Below are 13,019 nucleotides of genomic sequence, written 5' to 3'. Positions count from 1 at the left end.
ACATGAGCTGCCTGCTTTTAGTCTTAACTATCCTGAATCAGGTCAAAGGATCTGCCTCTGAATTCTTGAGTAGTCTGTAAATCTCATCTTTTAGCTTTAATTTTTTTCGCTTGATTGCTTCGATGTCTGTATTGACAAGAGTTACCGGGTCTAATGCCAGCTGTGCAATCTGTCGATCCAGTTCATCATGTTCCTCAAAAATACGAGCGAAATACGGATTTTCATCCCGGAGCTGGGTAATAAGGTCGCGATATTCGGGGAACATGTACTTTAATTTTTTATTGCAATCTCTGGTTTTCATAATCAGTTATAAACTCAAAAAAATAATGTAAGAATCCCCGAACCATCTCAGTTTCAGCCGAGATAGACCAGGGAGGGGGAGGTTATTTGAAGTGCAGATGCTTCACTTCACGACGTAGCTGTTGAACTTCATCAATCAGATCCAGCATCATGGCGACAGCACTAAAAGATGCATCAAAATCACGTTGTAAGCGGTATGCCCGTTGTGCTCGGGTAACATCTTCACCAATGAAATGATAGGAAGTGTTACGACTACGGTTAGGTAAAATGCCATGTTCCATCAGCTGCATTACCCATTCCGGGCTTTGCCCGCATGCTTCTGCAAAATGGCTGAGATCAAATTGATGGTCATCCATGATTTCTGAGGGGATAAAACCCTGAGAAAAATTTTCTTTATATTGAATGGTGGTCATGGCCTGCTCCTTAAATATCCAGACTAAAGTCATTGCTGTGAATCAGATCGGGGGCATGTAGTAATAGATAGGATTGGAGATAATGCCTGAGATCAGATTTCCCATGATTCAATATATGCGTGGCAGTCGTGCAAAAACTGCTGGAGGTACAAAACCTGTTTAAATTTAAGTTAGGCAAGTGATGAGCTAAAAGTGGCTGATATCTGCCACGCCATAGCAACTGCTTTGCCGAACATTGGTCGAAAATAGTTTCAGATGCATTACCATATTGCTTGTTTTTATTTTTGGACATCCCTGTGCCGTAACCCGCTTTTAATAAAGAGTCAGGCAATCGTTGGAGCATATAGGTATATGATCTGAACATAGTAAATGGATAAAAAATAACCGTGTTCGATCCATTATTCTGAGTTTTAGTGCACTACAACAGTGAAGATTTGTACCTTATTGTTTCAAATCATGACAATAAAAAAGCCTCCGAGTGGAGGCTTTTAAAAATACTAACTAAATTAGTGTTTTATCCAAGTTACGCTGCGTCCAATTACGGAAACGCCTACATAACCACGCAGAGTTAAGCGTTTACCATTAGCGTTCAAACGTGCTTTACCTTTATAGATCTTGCCCCCAATTGGATCCAAGACTTGACCATCGATGTATTCATTTGGCTTATTTGGATTTTGTTTAAAATTCCAAATAAAAGGTAAGCCAATGAACGGTTTACCTTTGAGCTTGCCAGGGCAGTTATGACAAATAACTTGTTTTTCGGCACCTGGTAGACTCCGGGTTTCGACAATAATCCCTTCATAGGTGCCATCAGGTTTTTTGCGGATTTCGACATCTGCACGTGAATAGCCACTTTGGTCATCTACAGTCTTCCATATTCCAATCAATGGATCTACATTGGCTAAACTGCATACTGATACGGTTGCTAAAGAAATCCCCATACATAAAGCGCGTACTAATTGTTTCATATCCATCCTAGGAAATTATCGTGTTTTAAAAATAGATTTATTGCTCTAATTTATAAATAATAACTTTATAAATCAATTTATTATTTTGTGATGAAAGTTGTTTTAATATGGGTTAAATGAACGAAGAATCATGTTTTATCGAAAATGTTTGAAGCTTGTCCAAGTCATATCGCATAACTTGGACAACGCAATTTTCAATTTTTGATCCAAGTCATATTACGCCCGACTGGAGATCCTTCAGTCCGGCTATGAATTGCCAGATGTCGACCATTATTTTTCAGACGTGCACGTGCCTGATATAGTTTTCCCGAGATGGGGTCGAGCAGGGTGCCATTAATAAATTCATTGGTCTTTTCTGGATGACTGCTCAGACCCTTAAGCATGGTCAGTCCAACCAGAGGCTGATCCTTGAGAGAGCCGGTACATTGAGTACAGTTTTGTTGTGGAACCGCCCCCGGAACCTCACGTACATTTACAATTTTAGCCATATAGCGATCTTTAGCATCCTTGCTGATGATGACATCTGCCAGAGAATAACCGGTACGGTCATCAATGGTTTTCCATTGTCCAAGCAGTGGATCATTGTTGGCAGATACTGACAGGCTAATTGTGCTTGCTGCTGCAACAATCATGGAACAGAACAGTTTAAATTTCATCATCACACATTCCCCAAGTATTAAAAATGCTTCTAAAATCTTAAAGGCATAAAAATATTATGGAATTAATATAGCGTGAAAAATCTACTAATTACCAGTAAATAATCAAATATCTCCAAGAAAAATTAAAACCTGAATTAATGAACAATCACATTAATTGAGGAATGTGGGACGTAGTGAGTATTTATTGAATCAGCAGATTAAAAAGGAAAGAGACTGAAAGCTGGTTAAATAATTAGCTCAGACAGCTTTGGAAGTCAGGATTAATCAATAGGAGATTGAGTTTATATTCATCAAGGATACGGTATGACGAAGTATTGGTATTTCCGTATTGTCGTGTAGAGCTGAATAATATGCTAAGTTTGAAATTAAAAATATTTATTCTTCATAGAAAAGAAAACTCTGGATTTATAAAAATAAAAGCACTCTTATTGAATGCTTTTATTAACAAAGATACCTGTAATTAACTGAGGTGCTCACCGAATAGACCTAAAGCTTCTTCAGCAGTAAAGGTGTATTGGCTGTTACAGAACTGACAATCCATTTCAATTGGATTCTGGAATTCTAAAGTTTCACGAACAGATTCAACCCCGATCTGTTGCAAGGCAATGGCACAGCGTTCTTTAGAACAGGTACAACCGAATTTCAGCTGTTCTGCTTCAGGCAAACGAACTTGTTCTTCGTTATATAAACGATAGAGGATTTCATTGGTATCCAGGCTAACCAGTTCTTCTGCTTTCAAGGTTTCAGTCAACATGGTCACTCGTGGCCACAAATCTTCATCCACATAGCGTTGTTCTTCTTCACTATTACGTGGTAGAAGCTGGATCAGCAGACCACCTGAACGCTTCTGGTCACTTGCCAGCACAATACGGGTTGGAATCTGTGCAGACAGATCATAGTACTGCATCAGACAGCCCGCCAGATTATGTTTATCCAGTGGTACGATACCTTGGTAGCGCTCACCGACTTCAGGCTCAATATTGATAAACAGTACAGGACTGATCAGGGCTTTTAGAACGGTACTGCTGTCTTCTGCCACCTGAAAACGGGGATCTTCTTCATAATCAGCCAACGCACGCACTTCACCAAGATGGTTACATTCCGCCATCGCCCATTTAAATGTGCCAGAAGCCTGAATCTGCAGACTGATGCGCCCCTTGATTTTTAACGTACTTGCCAATAGGGCAGTCGCACTGAGCATTTCGCCCAAAAGGATTTGTACGGCAGGAGCATAGTCGCGCTGCGCTAAAATTGTTTGTAAAGCTTCTTGAAGATGCACTACTTCACCACGAACAGGGCTATCCTCAATAAAAAAGCGTTGGCGTAAATCAGACATAAAATTCTCCATAACCCTGCTTTAATGGTGACACTATTGTAAAACACAAGTTATGACAGATCATCTGTTATGGTATCAATTCCTGTGCCGTTGACATTCTGTTGCTTCTGTATTGGATTTATTACACTTTTACGATGTTGATCCTGTTCGAACAGGTAGCTTAACTCCGCCATGCTGCTGTGCTGTTGAGCATGTAATGACTCAGGAGCAGATTCAGCCTGCTGTTCTGCTTTTAATACAGTTTCATCATACTGACGGAACTGTAGAATTGTCTGCTCAGCGAGTTCTACAGATTGATGGGTTGCTGCCAGTAATGACTGTGTCAGCGCTAAAGCAGAAAGATAAGTTTCACGGAAAACATTTTCCACACCCAGTTCATGCAGCAAATGTGCATGATGGCGATCACGCGCGCGTACCCACAATTTTAGATCCGGGTAATTCCAGCACAAATGACGTACGACCAGCAAAGAATCCTCAATATCATCAATCGCGACAATCACCTGATCTTTGGAAGCAATATCTGCCAGTTGTAGAGCCGTGGTTTCAGTTGCATCTGCCTGAAAGAAGGGAATAGCTTGATCTTTGAGTAGGCCACTTGCTTCAACCGTATTGTCCATCACACTAAAGCTAAGATCTTGCTGATGAAGTACACGCGCTACGATTTGCCCAAAGCGACCAAAACCAATCAGTAAAATCGGTGTAGTGGCTAAAGGCTCTACCTGGGTATCAAAGTCTGCGACCAGATGATGTGAGCGATTTAATCGCGGTAAGATTTGTTGATCGAGCAACCAGTAGAGCACTGGTGTCATTAACATGGATAGCGCCAGCATACACAGAAGTGGCGATAACAAGCTGATATCTAAGATGGTATGGGTAACTGCAATAGTGAGTAACACAAAAGCAAACTCACCGCCTTGGGCCAGGCTAACTGCGGTCAAGGTGCTGGTACGCCAGCTATTTTGATAATAACGGGCAATTGCCAGGCTGAGCACAAATTTACTCAATATGATCAGCACGGCGCCACCAATAATCAGTCCAAGCATCTGCAAGACATCACTTAGCTGAATCGCTAGGCCAATACTGATAAAACACAAACCGATCAATATGCCATGAAAAGGCTGAGTGGCATTTTCGACGTGTGGTCTGAAATCGGAATCTGCCAGCAGAATTCCCGCAAATAAGGCCCCTAAATATAGTGTTAGTCCCAGTGTCTGCATCAGTACCAACAAGCCGAGGATTACAAAAATTGCCACCAAAGCATGCAGGTCATGGCTGCTGCTTCTGGCAATCCAGCGATACAGGGGTTGCATCAAATAGCGGTTACACAGGAACAGTCCGGTAAAGGTTGCCATAATGGCAGCAAAATAAGCCACGCCATGTTCAGTCGAACTTACTCCGGAAAATAGTGGAATAATGGCAATTAGTGGAATCAGCAGCAGGGCTTGAATTAATAAACTGATATAACTGAGCTGACCATGGGAAGTCGCAAACTGCTCCTGTCGCATCAGATGTTGAATACTCAGTGTCATCGCAGACAGGCTGCCAGCCAGCCCAATGACGACACTGGTGATGAGACTTTGCTGTAAAAAAATGGCAGAACATAAGCTCAGAATGGCGCCTGACCCCAAGACCAGTGCAGCAGTTGAGATCCAGGCAGAATGAGGCATCTGGATGAAGCGTTGTGGCCGTAGTTGTAAACCTACCCAGAACAGCAGAGACAGGATACTGATTTGCATTAGCATCGAACGAAGTTGGGGATCAGTAATGAGATTCAGTGTTTCAGAACCGAGCACAAGGCCTGTCAATAAATAACCCAGCACTGCTGGCAGTTTCAAATAGCGGGTGATTGGTACAATCAGCAATGCTGCCACCAGAATTAATATAATTTGCAACAGTATCGACATGTTTAACCTTAAATCTTATTTCCGTATTGCAGCTTGCAGGATTAGCTCAGCTCTTGTGGATCGACATCCAGGCTTAACTTCATTGAGGAAGGCTTGTCTTGCAGCATGGCTTGCCACCATGCCCTGATATAATAGTGCAAACGTGGACGGTCTGCAGACAGTAGTACCATATGTGATTGGTAACGGCCCGCCTTGCGTTCCATTGGTGCGGGAATAGGTCCCCAGATCTCGAGTTGCAGGTCCTGATACTGCCTTAAGAAGGCAGCATGTTTCTGTAAGAACTCTGTATTTAATGCCTGATCACGTGATTCGCAACGGATCATCACTGCATAGCGATAGGGTGGCATGCGGGCAATCTGACGCTGCTCTAAGGTCTGTTTGGCAAAAGCCCGGTAATTATCTGTCACCAAGGTATTTAGCAAAGCATGATCAGGACGTAAGGTCTGTAGATAGACATCACCTTTATGCTCGCCACGACCGGCACGACCAGCCACCTGTACAATCAGTTGGGCAGTGCGTTCGGTGGCACGGAAGTCCACACTGAGCAGACCAGAATCAATATCTAAAATAGCGACCAGTGTGACATAGGGGAAATGGTGACCTTTGGCCAGCATTTGCGTACCGAGCAAAATCGCCGGTTCGCTTTTCTGAATCTTGTCATAGATTTTCTGCCAGCTACCGACCCGACTGGTAGAGTCACGATCTACCCGAATGACTTCATGATCGGGAAAGAGTTCATTCAATTGCTCTTCGACCTTGCCGGTTCCCATGCCGAGTGTTTTGAGTTCAGTATGATTGCAGCTTGAACAATGATCCGGCATACGGTGCAGGGTGCCACAATGGTGACAATGCAAATGTTGATATGGCTGACGGTGTACAGTGAAATTGGCATCACAGTTTGGACACTGTGCCTGCCAGCCACAGCTGTCACAAATCAAAACGGGTGCATAACCACGGCGGTTCAGGAACACCAGTACCTGTTCCTTTTTTTCCAGACGTTTGCGTATTTCCTGAATCAGATGCAGGCTGATGCCATGCTGTTTCTGTGCCACCTTTAAATCTAAAATATGAATCTTTGGCATTAAGGCTGTACCAGCACGCTGGTTAAGTTCCAGTACCTGCATTTTGCCATTGGCAACCAGTGCATACGTATCGATGCTGGGTGTGGCAGAGCCCAGAAGCACCGGACATTGCTGCAAATGCCCGCGATAAAGCGCAACATCTCGGGCATGATAACGGAAGCCTTCCTGCTGTTTAAAGGACAGATCATGTTCCTCATCCAGGATGATCAGCCCCAGATTAGGCATCGGGGTATAAATGGCAGAACGGGTACCCAGCACAATCGAGGCTTTACCGGTTTCTGCAGCTTGCCAGGCTTGCAGACGTTTCGAGTCATTTAAACCAGAATGTAACAAGGCAATATGACAATGGAAACGTGACTGGAACCGGTTAATGGTTTGTGGCGTCAGGCCAATTTCCGGTACCAGCACTAAAACCTGTTTTCCCTGTTTCAGCACCTTTTCCATGATCTGCAAATAAACTTCAGTCTTGCCGCTGCCGGTCAGACCATCCAGTAAGAAAGCCTGATATTTATTTTTAAATTTCAGCACCTGCTGAATGGCATGCTGCTGTTCCGGATTGGCTGTAAGCGGCATTTGTGCCAGTTGAACAGGCTGCGGGCTGAAATCCTGTGCTTCCAGCACACATTCACAAATTCTTTTTTTCTCTAAAGCTTTTAGGGTAGCTGTTTCGATCCCTGCCAGGTTCAGTACAGTTTCAGTGGTACCGACTGGATGCAATTTTAAAATTTTATAGGCTTCCTGCTGACGCTCGGAACGGCGCACCTTGGCTTCTGCCTGGTCATCTAACAGTTTCCAGTTCCGGGCCAGCAGGTTATAGGGCTTACCCTGACGTAATAAGGTTGGCAAGGCACTTTGCACCACTTCACCAATCGGGAACTGGTAATACTGCGCTGACCAGTTCAGCAGATTCAGTACCTTGTCATCAATGAGTGCCCGGTCATCCAGTAATTCAGTAATCTCTTTAAGTTTAAAACTGGAATCTAGCGGAGTGTCTGGCGGCAGCTTTTCCATAATGACCCCAACCAGATTCTGCCGCCCGAAAGACACCGCCACGCGCGCACCAACCTCAGCCTGCTGATATTGTGCCGCACTTAAACTGTAATCAAAACAGTCAAACAGATGAACAGGAACAGCAACACGAACACGATAAACTGAAGGAGTTGAGGCTGGGTGATCTGAGATGGGCAAGTGAGGCATCCTGATGAATTTTCGTCGTGCTAAAAAGGCAGTTGTGTTAGAGTGAGCAGATATTTTATATCTAAGAATATGAATGATTTTGATGGTCTGGCGCAACTGCGTTGGGGCAAATTTTTGGAAAATTAGAGCATTACAATGCCAGCATATCAATTTATCGCGCTTGATGCTTCGGGTAAGCAGCAAAAAGGCGTACTGGAAGGGGACTCTGCACGTCAGATCCGTCAGCAACTTCGGGACAAAGCCTTGATTCCGGTGTCTGTTGATCCAGTCGAGCAAAAGGACAAGCATTACCGGCCGCGCTGGTTTGAAAAAAGCCTTACAGCTTATGACCTGGCACTGATGACCCGGCAACTCTCTGTTCTGGTTGCCGCCGGTATTCCGCTGGAAGAAGCCATTCGCGCCGTCGGTAAACAAAGCGAAAAGGTGCATGTACAGAACCTGCTGATGTCGGTGCGTTCCAAGGTGCTGGAAGGGCATAGTCTGGCACAGGGCTTGCAGCAATCCGGCCGCTTTCCGGAACTGTATATTGCAACCATTGCTGCCGGTGAACGTTCCGGACATCTGGACCTGATTATGGACCAGCTGGCGGACTATACCGAAAACCGCTTTGCCATGCAGAAAAAAATTCAGGGTGCAATGATTTACCCGATCATTCTGCTGCTGATGTCCTTTGCCATTGTGATGGGACTGATGACCTATGTCGTTCCAGACATTGTCAAAACCTTTGACCAGAGCAAAGATGCTTTGCCATGGATCACGGTCGCGTTGATGAAAGCCAGTGACTTTGTCCGGATGGCTTGGCCTTTCATGTTGGCTGGTAGTGCCGTTGCTATTTTCCTGCTGGTGCGTTTTCTACGCACCACCGCAGGACATTATGCTTTTGACCGCCTGACCTTGAAATTACCGCTATTTGGCAAACTATCACGTGGGATTAATGCGGCACGCTTTGCCAGTACCCTGTCCATTTTGACCCGTTCTGGGGTACCGCTGGTCGATGCCTTAAAGATTGGTGCGGCGGTCAGCAATAACTGGGTCATTCGTGATGCCGTTAATCTGGCAGCAGAAAAGGTGACTGAAGGCGGTAACTTGGCGACCCAGCTGGAGCGTAGTGGTTATTTCCCACCGATGATGGTACAAATGATTCGAAGTGGTGAAGCTTCCGGTGAACTGGACCGGATGCTGGACCGGGCATCGACCATGCAGGACCGTGAAGTGACTACACTGATTTCGACGTTACTGGCTTTGCTGGAACCTCTTATGCTGGTGCTGATGGCAAGTATTGTGTTAGTAATCGTAATTGCGGTGATGCTGCCAATTGTGAATATGAATAATATGATTTAAATAAAGTGTGGGTAGAATTCCAATTATAAGCCCAAACAGATTTTCAAAATTAAGCAATGAGAGACATGGAGTGAAAAGGACTGAGATGATGAATGAACAGCCAGATTCTTTAAAAACAGGCTCAGGTATGACGCGTATCAAACATGCTTCGGGTTTTACCCTGATCGAAGTAATGGTCGTGATTGTGATCCTGGGCGTATTGGCTGCACTGATCGTACCTAACGTGATGGGCCGTGGTGAGAAGGCAAAAGTTGATACTACAGTGATCAAACTGCAAAGCGTGGCCGGGTCTCTGGACCAGTACAAGCTGGATAATGGTAAGTATCCAAGTATGCAGGAAGGTGGTTTAGATGCTTTAGTCAACAAACCTGCATCTGCAAAAAACTGGTTACCGGGTGGCTATGTCAAAGGCGGTTATCCGAAAGACAGTTGGGATAATGAATTGCAATATGTCATTCCTGGTACGGATGGACGTTCATTTGACCTTTATTCATTTGGTGCTGATGGCCAGTCTGGCGGTGAAGGCACAGATGCGGATATTTATTATCAGCCTTAATTGAGAATCATTATAAATTTTTTATTTATGGAATATATCACTTCATTTAATTGGGTATCTCAATACTAAGTGAAGTGATAATAACTCTTAACACATAAATATAATCTAAGTATATGAATTTAAAATTAATTTTATAATCCATTCTATTTGATAGTCATAATAAGAATTATTCCCATGTTTATCGATTACAATTATCGTAAAATATGAATAAATATAGACTTTTCATTTCTATAAAAAAGCTCATAATGATTTCTATGGCACAAATTCGGCCAAAGGAGATAGGTATGAAAGCATTAATTATAAGAGATGAAATAAATCAGTTTCATTGGACAATGCTGAAATCTGTCTTTTTGGTTCTAAGCATTCTTCCGGTGAGCCAAGCAGTTTTGCATTTGTGGCAAAGCACGGAAGGTAGCAGCCAGATCATGGTAGGTTTCTTTGCACTGAGTCTGATGAGCAGCTTGTTAGCTTTGTGCTTCTGGTCGGCATTAAAAGCCAGCGTCATGGAGGTGAAACAGGAAGAAATTTCATCCTTTGAGCGTGGCGTGGTTCAGCTCTACCGTTTTCTGCCGATGCTATCATTGGCCAGTATGATGTCCTATCTTGCTGTACAGATTTAATTATCTTTCCAATAAAAAAACCGGGGCATAAGCCTCGGTTTTTATTTTTAAAATATTGCATAAAACTTCCTCTCCCTCTGGGAGAGGATTGAGAAGAGGGTAAAAATTTACCTCTCCCTAACCCTCACTTGCGCTAATTTAAAAAGCAGTGCTTTAAAATTAGCTCAGGAGAGGGAACTTAAGAAATTATCTTCTCGACTTAAAGCTGACATCCACTTTACGTGGGCGGAAACGCCATCCAAGTAATAACAGCAGGGTTGAGAGAATCAGTACAGGCCAGTCACTCAGTTTCGTATACAGCGTTTCACCCTGCATTGCTGGCAACTCACCGCGTAATACCGCTTCTTGATCCATAGGCGCACGTTTCACGATATGACCATTATGATCAATAAAGGCGGTTACACCGGTATTGGTCGCACGGATAAACCAGCGACCATTTTCCTTGGCCCGCATTTGCACCATTTGCAGGTGTTGCTGCGGTCCAGCAGTTCCAGTAAACCAGGCATCATTAGATACCGTTACCAGAAAGTCGCTTTGACTGGCATTGCGACGGGTCAGATTCGGATAAGCGACTTCATAGCAAATCGCAGAGCCCAGATGCTGATTTTTGATATTTAGCGGTTGCTGATCATTTGCCCCACGAGAAAAACCGCTCATAGATGGATCATTTTGCAAAGCGGGAAGTACCCAGCTGAGCGCGCCGGAAAGTGGGATGTATTCACCAAATGGCACCAAGCGCTGTTTTTTATATAGCCCACTGGCTTCATCACCGATGGCCATGATGCTGTTGTAATACTTAGGTGTGCCTTCGGCTTGGGATTCTTTCAGATCCCAATAAGGAATACCAGTAACCCAGGAGCTTCCGGATTTCTCTGCCTGTGCTTTCATCGCATCTAGGAAATCAGGAATATCGGCCTGAAACATCGGAATCGAAGATTCTGGCCACACGATCAAATCACGACCCCATTCGGTCTTGGTCAGATTGGCATAGATCAGCAGGGTTTTAACCTGATATTCAGTCAACCATTTCAAATCTTGTGGAATATTACCCTGAATCAGGGACACGCTGAGTGGCTTAGTGCCTTCTTTCTGTTCCACAAAAGTCAGTTGCGAAGCTCCCCAGGCACCCAGCAAAAGCAGCAGGGATGGGATTGCCCAGAACACACGACGATTAAGAATCTCAACCAAAGCACAAGCCAGTATGATCACCACGAAGGATACGCCAAACACACCGAAGAGTGGCGCATAGCCATCCAGCAAACGTTCGGTAAAGGCATAGCCGGCAAATAGCCATGGGAAACCTGTAAAGACCCAAGTCTTCGCCCATTCAAACAGTACCCACAATGGCGCAAAGGTCAGAGGGGTTTCCGGAAAGAAGCGACGGTAGATAAAGGTCTGTACTGCGGTAAATAGACCCATGACCAAGGCCATGATCAGAATCATCACGACACTAAGGAATGAGCTGGTATCACCATATTCATGGATCGAGGTATACAACCAGAATGCACCAACAAACCATAAACCAATGCCATAAGCCCAGCCAATACCAAAAGCCTGTTTGGCACTGCGTTTACGCAGACAAGCATAAAGCAGCGCCGGAGACAGGATGGCCAACCACCAATAGTGGTACGGCGCCAGTGCAAAACTGAAGATGGCACCGGAAAATAAAGACAGCAGCAGTGGATAAATCAGTGGAAGTTGCTCAGAACTTTCAGACAGCTTCAACAACTTGTCGAAATGTGCCCTCATTGGCGCACAGCCCGAATCGAGTGAATAGAACGGGCATCCGCTTCCAGAATGGTAAAGATCCAATTTCCAAGCTCAATCACCTGACCTTCTAAATCGCTCACCAATCCGATTTCCTGCAATAACAGGCCACCCATGGTTTCTACTTCATCATCAGAGAAGTCGGCATCGAGCATATTGTTAAAATGCTCAATTGGAGTCAGTGCTTGCACAATCCAGGTATTGGCTGTGGTCGGATCATTGTCGGGAACAATATACAATGCTTCTTCATCAGCAATATCATGTTCATCTTCAATCTCACCAACAATCTCTTCCAGAATATCTTCTAATGTCACCAGACCAGAGGTTGAGCCATATTCATCAATCACGACTGCAATATGGGTCTGGGTATTTTTCAGCATACGCAAAACCTGATCTGAACGTGCACTTTCAGGTACGAATAGTGGCTGGCGCATTAAGGCACGGATATCCACCTTAGAAGTCGGTTCGGTCAGGAAAGGCAGCAAGTCTTTGGCAAGCAAAATACCCACCACATTATCAGGCTGATCTGATGAAAATACGGGAAAGCGTGAATGCGCTGATTCTACCAAAACATGCAGAATATCAAGAAGTTGATCGTCTTCCTGTAAGCTGATCATGGAAGTGCGTGGTGTCATCACTTCACGAATTTTGGTCGCTGGAAGGTCGAGTACGCCTTCTAGCATCGCTACAGTATCGGGTTCTAGAAATCGACGTGAATCTTGTACTAGTTTTAGCAGTTCGTCGCGAGTTTCGGGAGCGGTTCCCAGCCATTTGCGTAAGCCGCGCATACCCCACGACGGGCCTGATTCCTCGTGCATGATCTTTCCTAAAAACTCTTAATATCTAAAAAAATGTAATTTTATCATACCGCAGAAA

Annotated in this window: 12 protein-coding genes; 3 read left to right on the top strand and 9 right to left on the bottom strand. The window is 44.4% G+C overall.

Annotation, left to right across the window (positions count from 1 at the left end; translation table 11 throughout):
- Nucleotides 1-37: 37 nt before the first annotated feature.
- The 7 genes from FSC11_RS13285 to FSC11_RS13255 all read right to left on the bottom strand — a co-directional run bounded on the left by FSC11_RS13285 (nucleotide 38) and on the right by FSC11_RS13255 (nucleotide 7,859).
- Nucleotides 38-301 carry an HP1242/YdcH family protein gene (locus FSC11_RS13285; RefSeq protein WP_103800581.1) on the bottom strand — a complete coding sequence of 88 codons (264 nt, stop codon included), beginning with the start codon at nucleotides 299-301 and terminating at the stop codon, nucleotides 38-40.
- A gap of 82 nt (nucleotides 302-383) precedes the next feature.
- Nucleotides 384-713 carry a chaperone modulator CbpM gene (locus FSC11_RS13280; RefSeq protein ID WP_008303908.1) on the bottom strand — a complete coding sequence of 110 codons (330 nt, stop codon included), beginning with the start codon at nucleotides 711-713 and terminating at the stop codon, nucleotides 384-386.
- Between the two features lie 506 nt (nucleotides 714-1,219).
- Nucleotides 1,220-1,681, bottom strand: a complete 462-nt coding sequence (locus tag FSC11_RS13275) for a DUF2147 domain-containing protein (protein ID WP_004813478.1) — start codon at nucleotides 1,679-1,681, stop codon at nucleotides 1,220-1,222.
- Between the two features lie 194 nt (nucleotides 1,682-1,875).
- Nucleotides 1,876-2,340 carry a DUF2147 domain-containing protein gene (locus tag FSC11_RS13270; protein WP_163167376.1) on the bottom strand — a complete coding sequence of 155 codons (465 nt, stop codon included), beginning with the start codon at nucleotides 2,338-2,340 and terminating at the stop codon, nucleotides 1,876-1,878.
- 460 nt (nucleotides 2,341-2,800) lie between these two features.
- Nucleotides 2,801-3,676, bottom strand: coding sequence for an Hsp33 family molecular chaperone HslO (gene hslO / locus FSC11_RS13265; RefSeq protein ID WP_163167374.1), 876 nt, complete (start codon nucleotides 3,674-3,676; stop codon nucleotides 2,801-2,803).
- A 50-nt stretch (nucleotides 3,677-3,726) separates the two neighbouring features.
- Nucleotides 3,727-5,580 carry a cation:proton antiporter domain-containing protein gene (locus tag FSC11_RS13260; RefSeq protein ID WP_163167372.1) on the bottom strand — a complete coding sequence of 618 codons (1,854 nt, stop codon included), beginning with the start codon at nucleotides 5,578-5,580 and terminating at the stop codon, nucleotides 3,727-3,729.
- A gap of 41 nt (nucleotides 5,581-5,621) precedes the next feature.
- Nucleotides 5,622-7,859, bottom strand: coding sequence for a primosomal protein N' (locus FSC11_RS13255; protein WP_163167370.1), 2,238 nt, complete (start codon nucleotides 7,857-7,859; stop codon nucleotides 5,622-5,624).
- 135 nt (nucleotides 7,860-7,994) lie between these two features.
- Here FSC11_RS13255 and gspF point away from each other — a divergent pair, with 135 nt between their 5' ends.
- The 3 genes from gspF to FSC11_RS13240 all read left to right on the top strand — a co-directional run bounded on the left by gspF (nucleotide 7,995) and on the right by FSC11_RS13240 (nucleotide 10,376).
- Nucleotides 7,995-9,200: a type II secretion system inner membrane protein GspF gene (gspF, locus tag FSC11_RS13250; RefSeq protein WP_163167368.1), complete on the top strand. Its 1,206-nt coding sequence runs from the start codon at nucleotides 7,995-7,997 to the stop codon at nucleotides 9,198-9,200.
- Between the two features lie 88 nt (nucleotides 9,201-9,288).
- On the top strand, nucleotides 9,289-9,756 hold the full coding sequence (gene gspG / locus FSC11_RS13245) for a type II secretion system major pseudopilin GspG (RefSeq protein WP_227499334.1): 468 nt from the start codon (nucleotides 9,289-9,291) through the stop codon (nucleotides 9,754-9,756).
- A 284-nt stretch (nucleotides 9,757-10,040) separates the two neighbouring features.
- Entirely contained in the window at nucleotides 10,041-10,376 is a 336-nt protein-coding gene (locus tag FSC11_RS13240; RefSeq protein ID WP_004890469.1) for a hypothetical protein, read from the top strand.
- A gap of 186 nt (nucleotides 10,377-10,562) precedes the next feature.
- On the opposite strand, the gene lnt is transcribed toward FSC11_RS13240, so the two are convergent.
- Both lnt and FSC11_RS13230 read right to left on the bottom strand, forming a co-directional pair.
- The gene (lnt, locus tag FSC11_RS13235; RefSeq protein ID WP_071320704.1) at nucleotides 10,563-12,125 is read right to left on the bottom strand and encodes an apolipoprotein N-acyltransferase; all 1,563 of its coding nucleotides are present in this window, start codon (nucleotides 12,123-12,125) and stop codon (nucleotides 10,563-10,565) included.
- Nucleotides 12,122-12,961, bottom strand: coding sequence for an HlyC/CorC family transporter (locus FSC11_RS13230; protein ID WP_004813460.1), 840 nt, complete (start codon nucleotides 12,959-12,961; stop codon nucleotides 12,122-12,124). Before FSC11_RS13230 ends, lnt begins: the two co-directional genes overlap by 4 nt.
- Between the last annotated feature and the right edge of the window lie 58 nt (nucleotides 12,962-13,019).

Origin of the sequence: Acinetobacter schindleri, assembly GCF_010918895.1 — a bacterium.
GTDB classification, from domain to species: domain Bacteria; phylum Pseudomonadota; class Gammaproteobacteria; order Pseudomonadales; family Moraxellaceae; genus Acinetobacter; species Acinetobacter schindleri.
The sequence above is the reverse complement of the archived record's forward strand: the minus strand, read 5'-3'. Positions and strand labels throughout refer to the sequence as shown.